The following is a 21,969-nucleotide window of genomic DNA, read 5'->3' as shown; positions in this document are numbered from 1 at the left end:
ATTCCCGTTACAGGGATAAATTACCCACATTGACCCCTTGATCGGATGCAGTGTGGGCTTTTGCTTTTAGTTATTACGCCAACACTAACGTCCCTTGTGGGCGAAACCCCTAATCGCTGCACAAGAGCTTTTTCATGTGCGGTAGTAAAATGGATGCAGCACTGCCAAATTAGAATATTTTGATTCAGTTTGGACAATTGGGTAAAGAGGACAAAGGGATGGTTGCAACTCCTAAAAAAATGATTTCAGTTTTACCTCTGGAAAATGGCGATCGCTTATCTCGCTGCGAATTTGAGCGGCGCTATCAGGCAATGCCGCATTTAAGAAAAGCTGAACTGGTTGAAGGAGTTGTGTATATCATGGCATCGCCACTCAGAATTAAAAGTCATGGGGAACCACATGGAAACCTGATCGGGTGGTTGTGGAACTATAAAACGGCAACGCCTGGGCTTGTTCTGGGAATTGAACCCACAGTGCGTTTAGATCCAGATAATGAACCACAGCCTGACGCGGTACTATTCATTCCGGGCAGACAGGCATTGATTAGTGAGGATGATTATATCCAAGGCGCACCCGAACTGGTGATAGAAGTGGCAGCAAGCAGTGCAGCCATCGATTTACATGATAAAAAACGCACCTATCGGCGGAATGGAGTACAGGAGTATATTGTCTGGCGAACATTAGATAATCAGTTGGATTGGTTTAGGCTGCAAGCGGACGAGTATGTTTCGCTACCAACCGATGAGCAGGGAATTATTCGCAGTCAGGTGTTTCCGGGGTTATGGTTGCTAGTACCTGCCTTACTGTCAGGAGAAATGGCAACGGTGTTATCTGTGTTACAAGCAGGTTTAGCTGCCACAGAACATCAAGAATTTATGCAAAAGTTGAATGAGAATAACTCCCTATTGTCCACTCCCTTACCGATACAGCCAAACCCGGAGCAGTGAAAGGAGTTGCTCGGTATCTACAGGTTTGGTGATGTAGTCAGAGGCTCCAGCTTCGATGCACTTTTCCTTGTCGCCTGGCATAGCTTTGGCAGTTAAAGCAATGATTGGTAGTGAGCGAAACTGTTGTTGCTGACGGATGGCGCGGGTGGTTTCGTAACCATCCATTTCCGGCATCATAATATCCATCAAAACTATATTAATTTCAGGATTAGTTTGCAGCTTCTCTATACCATCTCTGCCATTTTCGGCAAACAGTACTTGCATTTGATAGCTTTCTAAAAAGCTGGTAAGGGCAAAAATATTTCGCAGGTCATCATCTACAATCAAAATTTTCCGATTAGCTAGCACCGGGTCAGTTTGATGTAGTTGCTCTAACATTTGCCGCTTTGGTGTGGGCAAATTTGCTTGCACTCGATGCAAAAATAGGGCAGTTTCGTCTAACAACCGCTCTGGCGATCGCACATTTTTAATAATAATTGTCTCTGCAAGTCCCCGCAGCTGGGTTTCTTCTTGTCGGCTGAGTTCTTTACCGGTGTAAACAATTATCGGCAGTTTCAAAAGCCTGGGTTCAAGTTTTATCTGCTCAATTAGGGCAAACCCGCTCATATCGGGCAGACCGAGATCCAGTACCATACAATCAAAGTGATGCGATCGCAAAATCGAGAGGGCTTCTGCCCCCGTACCTACTGCTGTACTCTGGACATCGCCGTTACCAATCAGTTCGATAATACTTTGGGCTTGTACGGGGTCATCTTCTACAATTAGCAGATTTTTTACCTGACGCTCAATAAAGCCTTTAATCTCAGTCAATACCTGAGTTAGCGCTTCTGGAGACACGGGTTTTTGGAGATAGGTAATTGCTCCTAGTTGTAATCCCCGTTGCTGTCTTTCATCAACAGAAAGTATGTGTACTGGTATATGTCTAGTATCTGGTTTATGCTTCAGACGATCCAGCACCGTCCAACCATCCATCTCTGGCATGTGGATATCTAGCATAATTGCATTGGGCTTAAACTGTTCCGCTAGTGCTAGACCTTGTTTGCTCTGTAAAGCAACAATCGTTTTAAAGCCCTGTTGACGTGCCATATCTAGTAAGATACGGGCGAATTTATCGTCATCCTCGATAATTAGCAAAATGCGATCGCCCGGTTGAATTATTTCCCGGTCATCTGGAATATCGTGGGGTAAGTTGGGAAGTACTTTCACTGATGGAGAGATGTCGACGGTTGTGGGTCTGTTTTCCACCAGTGACACTTCTTTTATGGTCGATGTTGTACGGATAGAGGTACTTGGTTCAAGGGATGGTGTAGTGATATTTGGGCTATTCTTTTCCTGTTGCCTAGGCAAGTAAAGGGTGAAGGTGCTTCCCTGTGCTGGTTGGCTGAGTAGTTCAATTCTCCCTCCCAATAGTTGAGCTAATTCACGGCTGATGGACAAGCCCAAGCCAGTCCCGCCGTACTTACGGCTAGTTGTGCCATCTGCCTGCTGAAATGCCTCGAAAATAATCTTCTGCTTTTCGGCTGGAATGCCTATGCCCGTGTCGCTGACGGCAAAAGCGATCGTGGAATTATCAACTTGGAATATTTGTAACTTCACGCCTCCCTGTTCTGTAAATTTAAAGGCGTTAGCTAGGAGATTTTTCAGCACTTGTTGCAGACGTTTGGAGTCGTTATAAATTGTTGGGGGTAACTTCTCATCCCGTTCAATAGTAAAACTGATTTCTTTATTGTGGGCAACTTGCCGGAAAGTCTGCTCTAGAGATGTCTCCAAATCTGCAAGAGTAATTTGCTCAATATCGAGCGACATAGTACCCGACTCAATTTTTGCCAAATCTAGAATGTCATTGATCAATTCCAGCAAATCAGTTCCAGCTGAGTAAATAGTCCGGCTGTACTCTACCTGTTTGTCGGTCAAGTTGTTAAGAGAGTTATCTGCCAGCAGCCTTGCTAAAATTAATAGGCTATTTAACGGTGTCCGCAGCTCGTGGGACATATTCGCCAGAAATTCTGACTTATATTTGGAAGACAAGGCCAGTTGTTCAGCTTTTTCTTCCAAAGACCTCCTCGCCCGCTCAACTTCCTGATTTTTGCGGGCCACTTCTCGATTTTGAACTTCTAATAATTCTGCCTTTTCTTCTAGCTCCTCATTTAGTTGTTGCAATTCTTCGTTAGATTGCTTGACAAGAAATTGTGATTCTTCTAACTCGTGCGCCTGTTCTTCCAAGCGTTGATTGCTTTGCTGTAGTTCTTCTTGCTGGGTTTGCAGTTCCTCTGTTAAAGCAACAGATTCTTCAAGTAGTTGCTGTGTTTGTAATTGTGAGGCGATGTTATTTAAAAATACACCCAGATTTTCACTCAATTGCTCTAGAAATATCAGGTGTAACTCACTAAAAGACCCAAAAGAGGCAAGTTCAATAACAGCATTTACCTGCCCCTCAAATAGTATGGGCAACACAATAATATTTAGCGGTGGTGCTTCTCCTAAACCGGAACTGATGTGGATATAGTCATTAGGAACTTCCGTGAGGAGGATTCTTTGTTTTTCTAGAGCCGATTGTCCCACCAGTCCCTCACCCAAGCGAAACTGATTCGCCAAATTTTTCCGCTCTTTGTAAGCATAACCACTCAACAACTTCAGCACAGGCTGGTCGTTGATGGAGTCCATTACATAAAAAACGCCCTGTGAGGCCCCAACCAGTGGTGCTAAATTCGACAATATCAGGCGACATGCACTTTCCAGATTTCTTTGCCCTTGGAGCATCTGGGTAAATTCAGCTAAGTTAGATTTTAGCCAGTTTTGCTCCTCATTTGTTTGAGTTGTGTTTCGCAGATTAACGATCATCTGGTTAAAGGTGCGCGTCAACACGCCAATTTCATCTTGGCGATCGCTATCTGGTAAACTTACCGATAAATCCCCATCTGCCATTTTTTCTGCCAAATCAGAAACTTGCTTCAGAGGTACTGAGATATGTCTGGTCAGAGTGAATCCAATCAAAGCTAAGAGCAAAGAAAATAAAGGAATACTATAGACAATGCTGGCGAGGGTTTGCCGAGCTGCTGCTTGTGCTTTTTCTGAGCGCTGTTTTAGGAGGGCATTCTCTTCATTTTTCATCGCCTGGATAATTTTCTGGATATTATCCATCAGCTGCTTACCCTGGTCTGTCAGAACAGCTTTCTGAGAAGCTTCTAAACCCTGGCTTTGCCGTAGCTCTACGACTTCTTTCATTACAGCCATTCTCTCGGTTAGTAATGGCTGCAAAATATCAAGCCGATTTTGTTGGTTGGGGTTATCTGCCGTTAACCTTTGAATTTCTCTAACTTTTTGATTCAATACTTGAATGGCAGCGTTATAAGGTTCTAAATAGCGCTGTTCTCCAGTAATAATGTAACCGCGTTGCCCTGTCTCAGCATTTGTCAGTTGTAAGTTGAGGTCTTCAAGCTGACTTAACACCTGGTAAGTATGGCTTTCTTTGCGCGAAGTTTCAATTAGCTCATTGGTGCTTTGGTAGGAGATTAGACCAATGGTGGTCAGAGTTGCCAAACTCAAAGCAAAACTTACTCCAATCTTGGTTCCAATCTTCAAACGGTTCAACATTATTCCAAACAGGTATTCAAATTATTTCTGTTTCTGAGACTATTTTGATTATGTTTTGGCTATCCCAAATAAATGGAGGATATTTAGTTAATGTTAGGATATGCTTAGTTTTTTGCATACCAACCATTACCATTTGTATCCTAATTTTTCCCAGTTTAACGTTACCAATTTAACGTTAGTTTAAATAATTATATATTTATTTAAATTTTGACAATTTTATTAACAATAAACCATTTGATAGTATAACTTATTTCAAAATAAGAACTACCTGATTTTGTAATTGAATCTCGTTGTGGATAATTAAACACTTGTGCTTAAATTATAAATTTAACATTAGATTTTACTAAAAAATGATATCTCTTAAAAATCCTTGTAATAGTTAAGAGCTTTACAAATAGGCAGGATAGTAAAATTAAACAGCTGCATAGTAAAACTAAATTAATGAAAACACAATTTAGTTAAACACTAAATATAGTGACTTTTGCGGTTGAATATGACATCTCTGACATTATACATCAATACTACAGAGCAACCGTAACCTTAGTGATCGCAAGCAGCATTCATTCCACAGCAAAGTTAAGGTTTCAAAACACAACCTATAACCATAGAAGCATATAATTTATAGTACAAGCGTATTGCTTAAACTATAAATTATGAGAAATATGCACAATCATCATGTGTCGTAAAAACTATTAATATTAACTTGAGGATTAACTAGAAGTTGTTAATAACCTGGCGATCGCTTCTAGCTGCATCAAGTTCGGATTGACTATAAATACTAAAATGTTGAATCTTGTTACTCTCTAAAATAGCTCTTGCGCCTGCTAAATAGATATCAGTACTTTTTAATACTAACAAGTAATGACCAAGAGTCAAATGATGCTCATAATATCTAGCTAACTCATCAGAAATTCCTAAAGTAGTATATCTATCTTGGGAACTGCTGATGTCTACCTCTGAAATATCGCTTAGATTGCTTGTATTTTTAACAACTATTGATATTTGACTCATTGGGAAACCAGCGCTTCTCAGTTCAGTAAGCGCTCTTTCTGCCTCTTGACGCCGATAAAAAATACCAAGTGCGTGTTTATAGCGATTATTGGGGGTTGAGTATGGCTCAAAGACTCCCCATTGTTGAATATCACAGCGATTAAAAATTCTCTTGGCGAGACGAATTTCTATATCTATACCGGTTACTATCACCAAATAGTAACCTTTACAGACAAGATCGCTATAACCCTGTGCTTGCTTTTCAGCAATTCCTAAACTTAGGAACAAAGCAGGCAAACCACCTGCTAAAGTGGTAGCGATCGCAGTTACTTCTGCTCCGGCTAAGATGACTGGGCCTATACCAGGAATTACCAAGAGGGCTAGACCAACTGATAAGTCAGTAATACCGTCTAAAGCATCACTCGTAACGGCTCCAGCAGCATCTTCTGAGGACGTATTGCTAGTGCAATCTGGAATTTCAACACCAGCAATATCACTTTTTTTTTCTGTATTCCGTGCAATAACAGAAACTTTGTCCATTGGAAAATTAGAAGCTTTTAGTTCCTTTAGTACCAATTGTGCATCGGAATACCCAGCGAAAACTCCTATAGTTCTTCGCTCTTTTTCTAATGTCATTTTATCGGTTTATTGCAGTTAGAAGTGATTCCCAAAGTTTTTACCTCAAGTTGAGGTAATTACACAGCTCGACGAGTCAGTAAACCCCAAAGGAAAATTAGTATCATTGCACCAATAACAGCAAATAAAATGCTTCCCAGAGATAAAGCTCCTACAGATGCAGCTGCTGCCGAACTACTTCCGAGCAATACTTGACCCAAATAACCACCTAATACGGCTCCCAGGATTCCTAATATAATGGTAGAGATAATACCGCCACCTTGGGTTCCAGGATAAAATAACTTAGCTAACGCACCTGCGATTAAACCCAAAACCAACCAAGCAATAATATTAGTCATTGAATTTCTCCTTCACTGAAAATCTGCTTTGTTTGCATTTGACTATTTCATATTAAAGTTTGCCTCCAAAATTTCTGATCTATCTAGAGAACTAATATCAGAAATCTTTAGATATCATTTTAATATTCGCTACGTCATCTTTGAGGATGAATATAGAAATTAGTCACATTCTGTACATTCAAGTATTTAGATATCAGTCCTATTTGACATCATACAAGATGTACATAAGGAAGCTAACCGTATTCTATATGAGACACGACGTGTAGCTTACTTCCCTGTACGGGTAAGTATAGTATCTCGCAGAGAAGGACAGAAAAGGAAGAAATAATAAAGAAATATATACATTTCACATTTAGATTTTTGATTTAAAAAAAAGCGATATCAGCCGTTCAAGGCTCAGGACTGGAGACTATAGAAAGAGCTAGTTGATAGAGTTGGCGACGGGGAATGGAAGTAAATTTTGCTAACTGACGGCTAGCTTGCGATCGCGATATTCCTTGACTAATTAACTGTTTCAATTCGGCTTTTAATTCTTCTTCTGTCAGTTGGGGCTGACTGGCTGGAATTCCTGCCACTACTAATGTATATTCACCTTGGGGTTCTCGTTGAGTGTAGTAAGCGATCGCTTCGGCAATTGTCCCCCGCCAAAATTCCTCATACAATTTAGTTAACTCCCGTCCTAGCACAATTTGGCGATCGTTTCCCCAAACAAGAGCTAAGTCTTGCAAAGTATCTCGTAAACGGTGCGGCGATTCGTAGAAAATCAAAGTGCGAGATTCTGTTTGCAGAGATTCTAAATGTTCTTGTCTCTGTTGGGTTTTCGCTGGGAGAAAGCCTTCAAAGACAAACCGATCCGTTGGTAATCCTGCTGCACTCAAAGCGGTAATTGCTGCACTAGCGCCAGGAATGGGAACTACTGGAATTCCCGCCTCAATACAGGCTTTCACCAGTTCATATCCAGGATCGGAAATTCCTGGCATCCCAGCATCGCTCACCAGAGCGATCGCTTTATTATTAACTAAATGCTCTAATAATTCTGGAATACGGCTAGTACGATTGTGTTCGTGGTAACTCACCTGGGGTGTTTTAACTTGAAAATGTTGTAGCAGTTTCCCAGTATGACGCGTGTCTTCCGCAGCAATGATATCCACAGTTTGCAAAATTCGCACTGCTCGAAAGGTGATATCTTCTAAGTTGCCAATTGGTGTGCCGACAACGTAAAGTGTTCCTGGTTTTGGATCGGTTTGCATGAGTAAGAGTTAATAGTTAGGAGTTAGGAGTTAAGAGTTAAGAAGTCAAAATAATAATTTACGTGTAATGTGAATTGAGTATTGGCTACATTTCATACTCAAATTTTGTTTTTTTTAACACAACGAAAGTTTCTAATTCATCAATTTCAGTGATTTCGGTTATTTCTGGTCTTTTAAGACGCGATAAATCGCGTCTCTACATCTGGGTTTTGTGGCTCATCTGGCGTGCTATCTTATTTCAATAATCTTAGTCCACTGAGGGTAACTAACACTGTGGAACCTTCATGGCCAATGACGCCGATGGGTAGGTTAATATTTCCTAGAAAGTTGCCGACTAAAAGCAACATAATGAAACCCAACGCTACAACTATATTTTGTTTTACTATGGCTTGCGATCGCCTTCCCAAATCCATCGCTACAGCAATTTTTTCTAACCTGTCTGCCATCAGTACGATATCTGCGGTTTCTAATGCCACATCGCTACCAGATACTCCCATAGCTATACCCACGGATGCTTGCGCTAAAGCTGGTGCATCATTAATGCCATCACCTACCATTGCAACTGTTTGATATTGTTGCTGTAAACGGCGGATAACATCCAGCTTATCTTCTGGTAGAAGTTGGGCATATACCCGATCGATTCCGACTGCTTTGGCGACACTGTGAGCAGTTTCCTGATTATCCCCGGTTAACATGACAATTTGTTCAACTCCCAGTTTCTTTAATCGGCTGATGCTTGCGGCTGCTTCGACTCTCACCTGATCTGCGATCGCAATTACACCCATCACCTCTGCCCTTCTGCTCCCCTGCTCCCCTGCTGCCCCTCCTTCCTGTGCTACCCAAACCACAGTTTTACCCTCTTGCTCCCAAGATTTAACTATTTCTTGCAATTGTTCAGGTAAATTTGTGACATACTGTTGTAAAAAAATGGCATTTCCGACAATTACCTGTTGTTGTTGAGCAATTCCGACAATTCCCTGTCCTGGTATAGCTTGTACTTGGATGGCAGCAACCCAATCTAAATCGCCAGCCGCTTGTACAATTGCCTTACCGATGGGATGTTCGGAAGATGATTCTACACTGGCAGCGGCTTTTAATACATCATTATTAGTGTATTCACTAGCTGAAACCACCTGAAATACCTGCACCTGTCCTGTTGTGAGAGTACCAGTTTTATCAAATGCGATCGCTCGGACTTTGCCAATCTTCTCCAACTGCGCCCCATTTTTAAACAAAATCCCCTGTCTTGCACCATTGGCGATTCCTGAAAGCAGGGTGGGCATAATTGCAGCCATCAATGCACAGGGGGAAGCTACCACCAGGAAAGTAAGAGCGCGGTAAATAGTTGTTTCCCAATCCCAGCCCCAAAGAAATGGCGGTAAAGTTGCCAGCAATATTCCAGCGACTACAATGACTTTGGCATATCTTTTCTCAAAGCGATCGATAAACTCTTGGGAAGGAGGTGCTTCTGTCTGCGCTTGTTCTACCAAACGAATTACACGCTGAATCAAACTGCTTTGGGCTGGTTTGTGTACTTTAATCTGCAATGCACCATAGCCATTGAGTGTACCGGCAAATACTTCTTCGCCCACAGTTTTCTCTACAGGTAAAGACTCGCCTGTAATTGCAGCTTGATTGAGGGTGCTGTAACCAGATAAAATTATCCCATCAGTAGGAATTAGCTCTCCAGGTTTGACGACAATTTGATCGCCCACTTTTAGCTGACTGATAGGAATTTCCTCTTCCCTTCCTTGAAGTAAAATTCTTGCTGTATCGGGTGTCAAACTCATCAAACTGCGGATGCTCCGCTCAGTTCGCTGCATTGCATAGCCTTCTAATGCGCCACTGATGGCAAAGATCAAAATCAAAATTGCCCCATCAATAATTAAATGATATTCTCTTTGCCATAAGCCGAGGCTAGCAGCACCAATGGCGGCGACAATCATCAGCAAATCTACATCGAGTTCTTTTTCTTTGAAGAGGGTAGTCAATCCTTCTCGCGCACTTTCATAACCGCCAATTATATAAGCAGCGGGTAGTAGCAGGAATGCAAATCCCAAAGCGCCAAGATGCAAGGCGAACCATCCGAGAAATAATAGGAATCCACACAAAAGGGCGGCTACGGTATCTGCGTGTTCTCTGGTGAATTGGCTCAAACGTTGGGGGTAAAGCATGAGAGGTGAATTAACAGGGATACTTTCACGCTAAACCTTGACGTTAATGTTAATGTCAAGGATTTATAATGATTTTGAAATGCAGAGGGGCGCTGAGGGAAGCGCAAAGGTACGCAGAGTTAAATTTTTATCTGTGTTATGGGAGCATTTTTCAAAAGCGGGATGTGGGTAAATGCGGCGATTTAACTGTTACGTTTAAAATTACACTAGTAGGAAAAAATCTATGCTAAAGCGAATATATATTGATAACTTTCGCGGTTTGGTAAATTTCGAGATGAACTTTGACTCGATTAACCTGTTTCTTGGTGGTAATGGAACAGGTAAATCAACTGTATTTGAAGCCTTACGGAAAATTCAAACTTTTGTAAGTGGTCGCAAAAACCTAGAAGAAATTTTTGAATATACTGATTGTACTCGCTGGCAGACTTTAGCCATTCAGCGTTTTGAGCTAGAAATTACTGGGAATAATGGTAATTACAAATATGAATTGGCTATTAGACATAATCAAAATAAAAATCATGTTGAATATGAACGTCTCTGGTTTAATAACCAAATTTTACTAAAATTAGAGAAAAATGAAATTCAAATTTTTCGAGAAGATACTTCTGAATTAGGAAACATTACATTCCCCTCCTCAATTTCAGACTTTATTTCTCTGGTATCATTGTTTTCTGTCAATACTAATAGCACGAAGGTAGCTTGGTTTGCAAAAAGAATGCAACGATTCATTATTGTACAAATTATTCCTAGTCTTATGGCTGATGGTAGTGACAAGGAAGCAATAAGTCTAGATTTTAGGATGGAAAATTTTGTTTCTTGGTATCGTTACATTTCAGAAGATCAAGGTAAGGTTTCTGAACTTATGAACATTCTACAAAATGTTTTAGAGGGTTTTGTAAGTTTTAAATTTGAACAGTTTAGTGAAAGATATCGAAGTTTAAAATTGCGATTTACAACAGATGAAGATAGAAAAAATATTATTGATTATCGTTTTAGCGAATTGTCTGATGGACAAAAAGTACTAATTGCTCTATATACCCTTGTTTATTGCACTCAGTCTGAAGATTACACCTTATGTATAGATGAACCAGAAAATTTCTTAGCTCTACCGGAAATTCAGCCTTGGCTGGTTCAGCTTTATGACCTTTGCAGTGAGCAAAAAATCCAGGCTTTGCTAATTTCTCATCATCCTGAATTAATTAACTATCTTTTAGCATCACCGATAGGTTATTGGTTTGAGCGTCACAGCAATGCTCCTGTGCGGGTGAAAAAAATTAGTAATGAAGTTGCTGAAAATACTGGATTACCTATTTCAGAACTGATTGCACGAGGATGGCTATATGAGCCAGCGTAGAGTACAAATTGTAATTCTGTGTGAGGATAAGCAACAAGAAGTTTTTGCTCGGCATTTTCTGAAAAAACGAGGTTTTATTTTAGATAGAAATCTCAGAATTGAAATTTGCCCAAAAGGTGCAGGAGAGCAGTTTGTCAGAAAACGTTATCCCACAGAGGTAAAAGCATATCGCAGCAAAAACTATCTTTCAGGAATGCTAGTAGTTTTGATTGATGCGGATAAAAAAACAGTAGAGGAAAGGCTAAAGCAATTAGATAATGCACTGATAGAAGATTTACAGCAGATTCGCCAGCCTAAAGAAGCGATCGCAATATTTATCCCCAAAAGAAATATTGAAACTTGGATACATTATTTACAAGGTGAAACTGTTGATGAAGAAACAGAATATTCAAAATTTCTCAACAATGAGTCAGTTTGCAAGCCAGATGTAGAAAACTTGGTAAATCAGTGTTATCAAGGTTTGGATGAAAATGCACCGCCATCTCTCCAGGCGGCTTGTGGAGAATTACAAAGAATTTTGCCGTTATTGGAGTAAATCATGAATGCTGGTTGCTTAACTATTAAAGAACTCACTGATGCAGTGGGCGGCGGTTTAACTCCGCGGATGGTGCGCCATTATCATCAATTGGGACTGTTACCGCAACCAGTGCGATCGCCTAGCAATTATCGTCTCTACACCCAAAAAGATGTTCTCCGGTTACAACGGATTGTCGCGCTTAAGCAGCAAGGGTTTCAGCTAAACCATATCCGCAATATTTTGGAAGTGGAACCAGAAGCCGATACAACGGTTAACCTCATGGGACAACTCCAGCAGCAATATCGGGCGGTGATGCAGCAAATCTCCCAACTGCGGCAAACTGCATCAGCATTAGAGGGATTATTGGGGCGCGATCGCCATTGTCAAATTATCCAAGCGGAAGTTTTGGCGCAACTCAAGTTACTCGATGTCGAAACTCAAGCTGGATTGGGAGGATTGGAAAATCTCTGGAGTGGCTTGGATGCCGAAATTCATACTCATTCAGAAGTTTTTACCGAATCGCTACAACGCTTACTACCTGATTTGTCTCATCGTTCGGAAATTGAACAGCATTTAATTTCTCAGTTGGTTTTGGCTTGTGGCGATGTCAGTTTAGTATCCTTTGTGAAATTGAGTCGAGATGCGATCGCAGCTAGTCGAGAAGCTTTATCTTCAGGCTGTGAAATTGTTGTCGATACCCAAACCGTTGCGGCTGCTTTGGATCAAACCCGATTACTTCACTTGGGATGCCGCACTGAAACCTTAATTGATAATCCCCATATTACCACCGCCACTGAAGCCGAAGTTGCTTTTTGGCAACATCGAGAATGGCGAGAAAAATTGCCGCAAGTAAGTAGGGGTTGTGTGTTGGTAGTTGGTTATGCTCCCTCAGTACTTGTAGAAGTTTGTGAGGCGATTGCCAACCAGAAAATTCAGCCTGCATTAGTAATTGGAATGCCCATTGGCTTTAGTCATGCTCCCGCAGCCAAGCGACAACTGATGCAACAAGGGATACCTTTTATTACAGTTGAAGGGACTTTGGGAGGTGGCGCATTAGCTGCGACTGCCTTAAATGCTTTGGTTGAGTCACTGATAGATAAGCCAGATTGTCATTGTTATCTCAAATAAGTGCTGAACAATAAGTATTTACTTAAGACAGTTTCATGGGATTTTTACTCACCACTCAAAACTCAGCACTCATAACTCAGCACTACTGAAAATAATATTGTTAAATAATATTGAATTTGCTACGCTTTACCAATTTTAGTAATTCAATAATTCATAATTGTGGCCATAAACCACCAACTTGGTATAAGTTGCAATATAACTTAGAAAAATTTATAGTACAACAGACTTTGGCAATTAGAGTATAAATTATCATGCTATCCAAGCTACAGCGAAGTATAAATCAGCATAAGTGCTTTGAAGCAATTAGAACTAAAGATAACTCAGATGTATAATTAGCCCGTCTCCTCCATTATCTTTATAAAGATCGCGATTTAGGACTGGCAGGCTTTCTATTTTTTACTTTAATTAAGAGGCTTATGTGGCAACAAGAAAAAAAAGATACTTCGATAGTCAGACTGGTATTATGGGTTGCCTTAGCTACAACCCCGATGGCAGCATCTCTGGTGATATCAGCACCGATGCTGGCACAATCTACACCTGAAGCTACCTCTTCGCCATTGCCACAAACAGTGCAGAATGAACCGATAGTACGGATTGACGGTTCCAGTAGCTTGAGTGCAATCAATCAAAGCCTGAAAGAAAGTTTTGAAAAACAGTTTGTCGGTAAAAAGGTTGAAGTTGCTGCTAACGGCACTGAGACAGCGCTGAAAGATTTGCTAGATGGCAAAATCGATATAGTCGCAATGGGGCGCGGATTGACGCCAGCCGAAAAAGCTCAAGGACTAGAACAAGTTCGTTTGCAACGTGAGAAGATTGCGATCGTGGTTGGTGCAGACAATCCTTTTAAAGGAAGCTTGACTAGTAGGCAATTCGCCCGGATTTTTCGGGGGCAAATTACAAATTGGTCACAACTGGGAGCGCCTTCAGGGAAGATTCGGTTAATTGATCACCCGAACACGAGTGAAACTCGCAATACTTTTCGTACTTATCCAGCCTTCAAAAATGCTGAATTTGCTACAGGGGCTAATGCTACCCAAGTAAGTGAGGATAATACCGCAGAAATCATCAAACAACTGGGCAAAGACGGCATCAGCTATGTGTTAGCTAATCAGGTGTCGAAGTTGAAAGGTGTGCGAGTTCTGCAATTACATCAAGCCTTGCCAGATGATGGGAGATATCCTTTCTCACAACCTTTAGTTTACGTTTACAAAAAAGATCAGAGTTTAACCACAGTAGATTTTCTTGGCTTTACCCTAGCACCCGCAGGACAGCAGGCGATAGAAAAAGGTAGAACTGCCGAAGCCGAGGCGATCGCAGCCAGCCTATTACAACCTGCTGTTGCGACTTCCTCCGGTGTGGAAACGACACCAGCGCCTACGCCTTCCCCTAGTGCTACTAGTTCTGCATTTGGCGAACAGCCCTTTGTGGCTGCTCCTGCTGCACAAAGCGCTCCAATTGTAAATAAAGAAACACCATTGTGGTTGCTGCTACCTGTCTTTTTTATGGCTGTAGGTGGCTCTATACTATGGTGGATTGTGAAAAAACGCCCATTGCCCACCGAGGAAACAGACAATTTACCAGAATCAAATCCTCATCCACCCAATGGAGCAACGGCGGCGCTCGATGCCAGCACAACTTCTTCCCTGAATGGAGCGACGTTAGAAGAACAGGCAGTACCGCATTTTCAAGAGCAAGAAACCCCCGATCGCACTCCTTTCAACATCTACGCTCAAACACAATCTGACCTGAACGAAAATGCTACTCAGGGGACAGCAAATTTAGTACAAGAGACAAGTAATGGTACTTCTAACCTCTATGAAGGCGCGACATCGGGCGTAGCTAATGGCTCGGAAAATAACAACTTCGGAGCCGCAGCTTTAGGTGGTGCGGCTATAGCAACAGGCATCGGGACGGCTACCTGGTCTACCTTTAGCAATAAAGAAACAGAACCAAACGCAACTGATGAGACAGTTGGGCTAAGTAATTATATGGAGACAAACACTCCTGATTCTGATGAAGTGGCGTGGGATATAGAAGCCCCGGCAGCTGTAGTAAATACTTCATATCCTTACCCAGGTAATATTCCAGAAGAAGTGTCTGATGTAGAACTGCCTTCATCTGAGGCGACAGCCCCACTCCCAGAATTACCAAATGTGCCACAAGTCACATCTGATTTTGGATATTGGGACACAGCAATTAGTGAAGATGAGGCAGACGAGGAACTTCAGGCAGAATTGAACTGGCTGGAGAGTATCACCTCAACTGAAGATACAGCCTCAGTAGATGAATTGCCCTTAGCGGAATCTGACGGAGTGACAGCCGATGAGGAAGCATCAGCGACAGATACATCCTCACTGCTCGATTTACCGGAATTCCCAGAAGATTTATGGAGTAAAGATGCATTGAATGTGGTGGCGGACGCAGCCGAACCCACTTTAACTTTGCCAGAGGAAGAACTTCCCGCCGAGCCGACTGTTGGGGAAGGTGTTGCTGAAGCTAACTCTACAGATTTGGCCGCAGCCGCAGCTTTAGCAACAGGCGCGGGAGTTGGCGCTTGGGCTAGCACTTTCGGATCGGATGCTCCAAATGAGACGATGGCAGCCGAAACAGCTAGTGGTTTAATAGATACTCAAGAAGAAAGCAGTATTGTCCTCACACCACATACTTATACATCGGCTCATGTCTCTTGGGAGATTCCCCCAGCCAAGAAAGCAGAACTGTGGCAACAAGGCGGTACTCAATTGGTAGTGCGGCTATATGATGTGACTGGCATTGATTTGAGTTATCAAACTCCGCAGCTGGTCAAGCAGTACGAATGTGCAGAGACAGCACACGATCGCTTTGTCGAAATTCCCCTCATCGATCGCGACTACATCGCTGAAATTGGCTATATCGCTTATGGCGAACACTGGTTATTCATTGCTCGTTCTGCAATTATTCGTGTCTTCAGTCCTGTGAATCCAGATCCCATAGTTGATGATGTGGCGATTGCAGCCGAAACAGCTATTGGTTTGGTAGATACTCAAGAAAAAAGCAGTATTGTCCTTACACCAGATACTGATGTATCGGCTCATGTCTCTTGGGAGATTTCCGAAGCCAAGAAAGCAGCACTGCGGCAACAAGGCGGTTCTCAATTGATGGTGCGGCTGTATGATGTGACTGGCATTGACTTGAGCGAGCAAACTCCGCAGCTTGTAAAGCTGTATGAATCTGAGGAAACAGAAAACGAAGGATTGGTAGACATTCCCCAGGGCGATCGCGACTACATGGCTGAAATTGGCTATCTCGCTGATGGCGATCGCTGGTTATCTATTGCCCGTTCTGCGATCGTTCATGTCTCCAGTCCTGTGAATCCAGATCCCGTAGTTGATGACGTGGTAATCGCGGATAAAACAGATGTTGATTTGGTAGATGTCCAAGATGAGAGCAGTATTGTCCTCACACCCCGCACTTTCCAATGGGCTGAAGTCTCTTGGGAGATTTCCGAAGCTAAGAAAACAGCACTGCAACAACAGGGCGGCTCTCAATTGGTAGTGCGGCTGTATGATGTGACTGGAATAGATTTGAGTTATCAAAATCCTCAGTTTGTCCAGCAGTATGAATGTGAAGAGACAGCACATGATCGCTTTGTAGAAATTCCCATCAGCGATCGCGACTACATAGCTGAAATTGGCTATGTCGCTGATGGCGATGCCTACGGCGGTAAACTACACTGGTTATTCATTGCCCGTTCTGCGATCGTTCGTGTCTTTAGTCCAGTGCCTACAGATTCGACGACAAAAGATCCCGTGGTTGAAAATGTAGCATCAGTAAGCGAAACCGCTATTGGCTTGGCAGACGTAGAAGCAGAAACTGCCCCAGAAGAGAGCAGTATTGTCCTCACACCCCGCACTCCCAAGTGGGCTTATGTCTCTTGGTACATTTCCAAAGCTCAATCTGAAGCACTGCATCAACAGGGCGGTTCCCAATTAGTAGTGCGGCTTTATGATGTCACCGGCATTGATTTGAGTTATCAAAGTCCCCAACTTATCCAGCAGTATGAATCTGAAGAAGTAGCACGCGATCGCTTTGTGGCAATTCCCGTAAGCGATCGCGATTACATGGTTGAAATTGGCTATATTGCTGATGGCGATCGTTGGTTACTTGTAGCCCGTTCCGCTAACGTTCGGGTATTCAGTCGTCCCTACGGAGATTTCTGGTTTGTGGCTGATGCTGAGTTAATTATTCACGGAGCAACTCAACCAAATACAAACGTAAACATTGGTGGACATGCTATCAAAATTAAACCCGATGGTACTTTCCACCTACGTCTTCCCTTTTCAGATGGTTTAATGGACTATCTCATCACGGTAGCTGCTGATGGGGAATCCCCAAGAACTATTCATAAGAAGTTCTCTCAGGAAACTTCCGAAAGCTAATATTACGCTGAGTTCTCCCCTCTAACCCGAATGGCATTAAGAAAAGCCCAAAGGCTTGTGTCGTCTTGTTCCCAGCCTGGAGGCTGGGAATGTATCTAAAGTGGGCTTCTGCCTCTTGTCAAGCTACTGGAGGCGGCAGCCCTTCCAGAATGGGTTCCCAGCCTAGAGGCTTGTTCCAGTTAGAGCAAGGGCTGTATGTATCTTTTATTAGTGTCATTCCCCTCTAAACCAATTCTCCCTTTTTAGGGAGTATAGGAAGGGGGGATTTTATTATGCCAACTTTCGTTTTCATCCCTGTTAGGAGAAGTGATTATAATACGATTCCATTAAGGTTTTTTGATGAAAATTATAGATCGCAAAAATGTGATAAATCATCACAAAGACACGATTCATCGCGTATTGTAGAGACGGCGATTCATCGCGTCTGTATTGTATTGTAAAGACGGCGATTCATCGCGTCTCTTGCTTTGGAACAATTTCTTGAGTTAGACATTTTTTAAATGCTAACGTCTACAAGGTGACACAGGATTTGGAGCGGTTTTTTTAACTATGAAGCATAGACACAAAGTAGCTTTTAGCTTAACATGGTTGATCGGTCTTAATTTAATTTCTAGCTTAGTCGCATTTAATCAGGCGAACGCTGCACCACCGAGAACCCCAGACAAAAGTGTAAATTGCGAGATTTTAGTTGTGGGTGGTGGACTTTCTGGTGTAGCCACAGCTTACGAGGGCTTGTTAGCAGGGCGAACAGTTTGTCTCACAGAAATTACTGACTGGCTGGGAGGACAAATTTCTGCTCAAGGGACATCTGCGTTAGATGAACGTCCAACTCAGCGAGCTCTCAAATTCTATTCTCGCGGCTACCTAGAATTGCGAAACCGCATTGGGCGGAAATACGGTAAGCTTAACCCCGGTGAATGCTGGGTAAGTGAATCGTGTTTTCTTCCTCACGATGCTCACACAATTTTGACCCAGATGCTTAAAGATGCCGAAAAGCAGGGCAAAGGGAAGTTGCAATGGTTTCCCAATACGGTAATTAAGGATTTGGAAATCGCTGCTGATGGCAAAATAATTAATAGTGCGATCGCAATTCAACATCAACCACCAAAAGGCGCACCACCTCTCAATACTTTTACATTATCTCAAAGTATTGAAGATGCCTATCGCTACGAAAACTCATCTCGGTTTACTAAAACTATTGTTCGTTTTATCCCCAAGGCAGCGAAAGAGGATGCTCCTAAATGGTATGTCGTAGACGCTAGCGAAACTGGAGAAATTATTGCCCTTGCTGATGTCCCTTACCGATTAGGCATTGATGCCCGTTCTTACCTAGAACCTTCTGCTTCCAGTGCTAATAATGACCCCTATTGCCCCCAAGGCTTTACCTACACCTTTGCAATGGAGGCCACTAAGGAACCGCAACCGCAGACAATGCCTGCATTTTATCCACAATATGCGCCATATTTCAGCTATGAATTAACGCGACTAGCTAACTTTGATTTAGTTTTTAGCTATCGTCGCATTTGGAGTCCAAACAAAGGGAAACCAGCAAAATTTGGCGGTGTAAGTTTTACTGCGGCTGCACCAGGGGATATCTCAATGCAAAACTGGACTTGGGGTAACGACTACCGCCCCGGAACAGCCCAGGATAACCTAATTTACACTCGTCAACAGTTACAAGGTACTGGACAGTTAGAACCAGGGGGTTGGATGGGAGGACTGCGGACAGAAGCCCTCCGCAAGGCTGAGGAAAATGCCTTATCTTTCTATTACTGGCTGGTAGCTGGGACTACGGATTCTCAACTAGGGGATGGTGTTAAGCAGCCACAAACTAATAACCGCTTTGTTTCCGGTTTAAATTCACCAATGGGGACAGCGCATGGTTTATCAAAATATCCCTATATGCGAGAAGGGCGGCGGATTATTGGCCGCCCCAGTTGGGGACAAACCGGAGGTTTTGGTATTTGGGAAATTGATATTTCCCGCCGAGATTATAATGACGAGTATTACTCTAAGACTCTGCCAGCAGATATGTATCGTCAGCTACGAGCAGCAGTTGCAGGTTTAGAAGCAATATCAGTAATTGACGGTAAAGTTCCACCAGATAAAGCAATGCGACGGACTCGTTCTACCGTTTTCCCCGATGCAGTGGGTATTGGTCACTACGCCATAGATTTCCATCCTTGCATGGTCAATAGTCCCCCAGAAGCCCCTGGTAACACAGAACGTCCAGGCGAAAGACGCGGTGCGGGTCAAGCTTATCCCTTCCAAATTGCTTTGAGAGCAATGATTCCCCAGAAAATTGATAATTTGCTCGTAGGTGGCAAAAGTATTGCGACTAGTCATATTGCCGCTGCTGCCTATCGGGTACACTCCTTTGAATGGTCAGCTGGCGCAGCTGCGGGCACTGTTGCTAATTTTGCACTCAAAAATGCGATCGCACCTTACCAACTTGTTGATGATTTACCTAAACAAGAGCCACAACTAGAAGCACTCAAACGGCTTTTGCAACAAAATGGCAACCCTACCGCCTTCCCAGATACATCTATTTTTAACGAAAACTGGGATAATTGGAAATAATTTGTCATTTGTCATTTGTCATTTGTCATTGGTCATTGGTCATTGGTCATTTGTTATTTGCCCTGAGCGCAGTCGTACCCCTCCGGGGAAGCAAGCTACGCGTAGCGTCCCGTAGGGAAGGGAGTCATTGGCGCAGCCTCAATACGGTTTGGTTAAGCTCCCCCCGCCTACGGCGACCCCCTTAAAAAAGGGGTAAATAGGAGGAAAAGCCCCCCTTTTTAAGGGGGGTTGGGGGGATCTCCGAAAGCCAAATATACTAACCGAAACGTATTGGGCGCAGCCTCTCGTAGACAAGTATTGGTCATTGGTTAAGGACAAATGACAACGGACACATGACAAAGGACAAATGACAAATGACAACTAAACTAAGTTACTTATAGTGTAGTAGTGTAGTTTTGTAAAATTATCTTGACTAATTGGTTTATGGTTATAACACTTTCAGCAGATGTTTTCGGGATGTCCACAGCACCAACTATAGCTCCTGAACGGTCTAATCAAGTTATCCGTAAGACTTATCCGAATTACAAAGTGATTGTATTAAACGATGACTTTAATACATTCCAACACGTGTGTGAATGTTTAATGAAATATATTCCGGGGATGAGTGGCGATCGCGCGTGGGATTTGACTAATCAGGTACACTATGAAGGTCAAGCGATCGTCTGGGTCGGGCCCCAAGAACCTGCGGAACTCTATCACCAGCAACTGCGCCGAGCAGGTTTGACAATGGCACCTCTAGAAGCAGCTTAACCTTAATTATTATGGGCAAACCCTCCGTAGATCCCCTCCGCACGGCTTCACAAAAAGCTGCCAGACTGGTTTGGAATCACTCAACACACCTTTCTGGTCTTATCCCCATTTTAGAACGTCTGTGTCAGCAGGATGGTATCCAAACTGTAACGCCAGGAGTGATTGGGCGATCGAAGGGTCATTGTCCAAAAATGCAACTACGCGTCTCAGTACCCATTCGGGGCGGCTATAAAGTCATTGCACGGCAAGGTAAAACGGTACAAGAGGTCTTTATTTTAACGACTTTACCCCAGGATCAACTAGAAGCTGCATTAGCGATCACCATGAGATGTTGAGTGCTGAGTTGAGAATCTCACTTTTTTACCCAATGCTCCATGCCCCATGCCCAATGCCCAATCCCCAATGCCCAATCCCCAATAACTATTCCTCAACCCGATGTACTGCAAATTTGTGTAGCGGTAGACTAACGATACAAGAAAAAGTTAAGAAATATGACAGAGCTGTAGTTATTTTCAAAGTCATGACTACAGATTCCCAGCCGGGTAAAACTATTTTTTCGATGCCAAAAGCTACACAGTAAACTAGCCAGTAACTAAAGCTCATTCTAAACAGAATTCGCTCTGTTTCTTCCATCTCATTTGTTTGCTGCTTACCATTGCACAGTAACAACAGCCCAATAATGCAAGCGACAAAGGAAACAGCAACTACAGATTCGTGACAAAATATATTTAACGAATGCATTTGTGTTTATTCCTACATTTTTTCAGTTGAAACTCAGTCTAAAGGAATATTCCTTGCAGAGATACAAATTATTTACAAACCTCAATAGATTCAATAGACATCTCCAGAAAAGAAAAAAGACCCCTCTCCAAACCTCTCCCCGAAACGGAGAGAGGCTTTAAAACCCCCCTTCCCTGGTAGGGAAGGGGGGAAGGGGGGTTAGGTCTGGGTGCAAATTTGTGGTATCTAAATCTTTTTCGGAGATGTCTAATAGTGCTGAGTGAACAATCTCACTTGCAACTCAGCACTCGTAACTCCATTAATCTTCAAGGCTAGTTGCCAAAATTGAAGCGTTTGCAACAATTGCTTGATCATGTATAAGAAAGGCTTAAGCATTTCCAAGAAATGTATAAGCAGTTGCTGCAAATGCTTAATACTTTGCAACAATTGCTTGATCATGTATAAGAAACGTTTAAATGATTGCAGCAGTTGTTGTAATTAACTTATGAGTTCATCTTATATCATGTTCGGTAAATCACTTACGATTAAGCCCCGATTTTAATCCACCAGTGA

General features: G+C 42.6%; 14 protein-coding genes. 8 read left to right on the top strand and 6 right to left on the bottom strand.

The features are described from left to right. The first annotated feature begins 218 nt into the window (after nt 1-218). The gene (locus HWQ42_RS31905; RefSeq protein ID WP_292819217.1) at nt 219-947 is read left to right on the top strand and encodes a Uma2 family endonuclease; all 729 of its coding nucleotides are present in this window, start codon (nt 219-221) and stop codon (nt 945-947) included. Here HWQ42_RS31905 and HWQ42_RS31900 read toward each other — a convergent pair. The 5 genes from HWQ42_RS31900 to HWQ42_RS31880 all read right to left on the bottom strand — a co-directional run bounded on the left by HWQ42_RS31900 (nt 918) and on the right by HWQ42_RS31880 (nt 9,929). Then, the gene (locus HWQ42_RS31900) at nt 918-4,541 is read right to left on the bottom strand and encodes a response regulator (RefSeq protein WP_292819216.1); all 3,624 of its coding nucleotides are present in this window, start codon (nt 4,539-4,541) and stop codon (nt 918-920) included. The two genes, HWQ42_RS31905 and HWQ42_RS31900, sit on opposite strands and share 30 nt — an antisense overlap. A gap of 714 nt (nt 4,542-5,255) precedes the next feature. Beyond that, entirely contained in the window at nt 5,256-6,167 is a 912-nt protein-coding gene (locus HWQ42_RS31895) for a hypothetical protein (protein WP_292819214.1), read from the bottom strand. Nucleotides 6,168-6,226: 59 nt separating this feature from the next. Beyond that, a complete protein-coding gene (locus HWQ42_RS31890; RefSeq protein WP_292738193.1) occupies nt 6,227-6,505 on the bottom strand; it encodes a GlsB/YeaQ/YmgE family stress response membrane protein in 279 nt (92 codons plus the stop codon). A 389-nt stretch (nt 6,506-6,894) separates the two neighbouring features. After that, entirely contained in the window at nt 6,895-7,755 is an 861-nt protein-coding gene (rsmI, locus tag HWQ42_RS31885) for a 16S rRNA (cytidine(1402)-2'-O)-methyltransferase (RefSeq protein WP_292819211.1), read from the bottom strand. Nucleotides 7,756-7,988: 233 nt separating this feature from the next. After that, nucleotides 7,989-9,929 (bottom strand): heavy metal translocating P-type ATPase, encoded by a 1,941-nt coding sequence (locus tag HWQ42_RS31880; protein ID WP_292819208.1) that lies wholly within the window; start codon nt 9,927-9,929, stop codon nt 7,989-7,991. 223 nt (nt 9,930-10,152) lie between these two features. Here HWQ42_RS31880 and HWQ42_RS31875 point away from each other — a divergent pair, with 223 nt between their 5' ends. From HWQ42_RS31875 to HWQ42_RS31845, 7 genes are all read left to right on the top strand, one after another. Next, nucleotides 10,153-11,283, top strand: coding sequence for an AAA family ATPase (locus HWQ42_RS31875; RefSeq protein WP_292819205.1), 1,131 nt, complete (start codon nt 10,153-10,155; stop codon nt 11,281-11,283). Next, the gene (locus HWQ42_RS31870; RefSeq protein ID WP_292819202.1) at nt 11,270-11,818 is read left to right on the top strand and encodes a hypothetical protein; all 549 of its coding nucleotides are present in this window, start codon (nt 11,270-11,272) and stop codon (nt 11,816-11,818) included. The genes HWQ42_RS31875 and HWQ42_RS31870 overlap by 14 nt, the downstream gene beginning before the upstream one ends. Before the next feature lie 3 nt (nt 11,819-11,821). Further along, nucleotides 11,822-12,928 carry a precorrin-8X methylmutase gene (locus HWQ42_RS31865; RefSeq protein ID WP_292819199.1) on the top strand — a complete coding sequence of 369 codons (1,107 nt, stop codon included), beginning with the start codon at nt 11,822-11,824 and terminating at the stop codon, nt 12,926-12,928. 416 nt (nt 12,929-13,344) lie between these two features. Further along, nucleotides 13,345-17,346: a DUF4912 domain-containing protein gene (locus tag HWQ42_RS31860; RefSeq protein WP_292819196.1), complete on the top strand. Its 4,002-nt coding sequence runs from the start codon at nt 13,345-13,347 to the stop codon at nt 17,344-17,346. Nucleotides 17,347-17,895: 549 nt separating this feature from the next. Next, nucleotides 17,896-19,926, top strand: coding sequence for an FAD-dependent oxidoreductase (locus HWQ42_RS31855; protein ID WP_292819193.1), 2,031 nt, complete (start codon nt 17,896-17,898; stop codon nt 19,924-19,926). Nucleotides 19,927-20,349: 423 nt separating this feature from the next. Continuing rightward, nucleotides 20,350-20,676, top strand: coding sequence for an ATP-dependent Clp protease adapter ClpS (gene clpS / locus HWQ42_RS31850; RefSeq protein WP_292819189.1), 327 nt, complete (start codon nt 20,350-20,352; stop codon nt 20,674-20,676). An 11-nt stretch (nt 20,677-20,687) separates the two neighbouring features. Beyond that, entirely contained in the window at nt 20,688-21,011 is a 324-nt protein-coding gene (locus HWQ42_RS31845) for a DUF2103 domain-containing protein (RefSeq protein ID WP_292819186.1), read from the top strand. Between the two features lie 85 nt (nt 21,012-21,096). Here the strand turns inward: HWQ42_RS31845 and HWQ42_RS31840 are convergent, their stop codons facing one another. Next, nucleotides 21,097-21,417, bottom strand: a complete 321-nt coding sequence (locus tag HWQ42_RS31840; protein ID WP_292819183.1) for a hypothetical protein — start codon at nt 21,415-21,417, stop codon at nt 21,097-21,099. Nucleotides 21,418-21,969: the final 552 nt, after the last annotated feature.

Origin of the sequence: Nostoc sp. JL23, assembly GCF_017115065.1 — a bacterium.
GTDB classification, from domain to species: Bacteria; Cyanobacteriota; Cyanobacteriia; order Cyanobacteriales; family Nostocaceae; genus Nostoc; species Nostoc punctiforme_A.
This window is presented reverse-complemented; position numbering and strand designations above follow the sequence as displayed.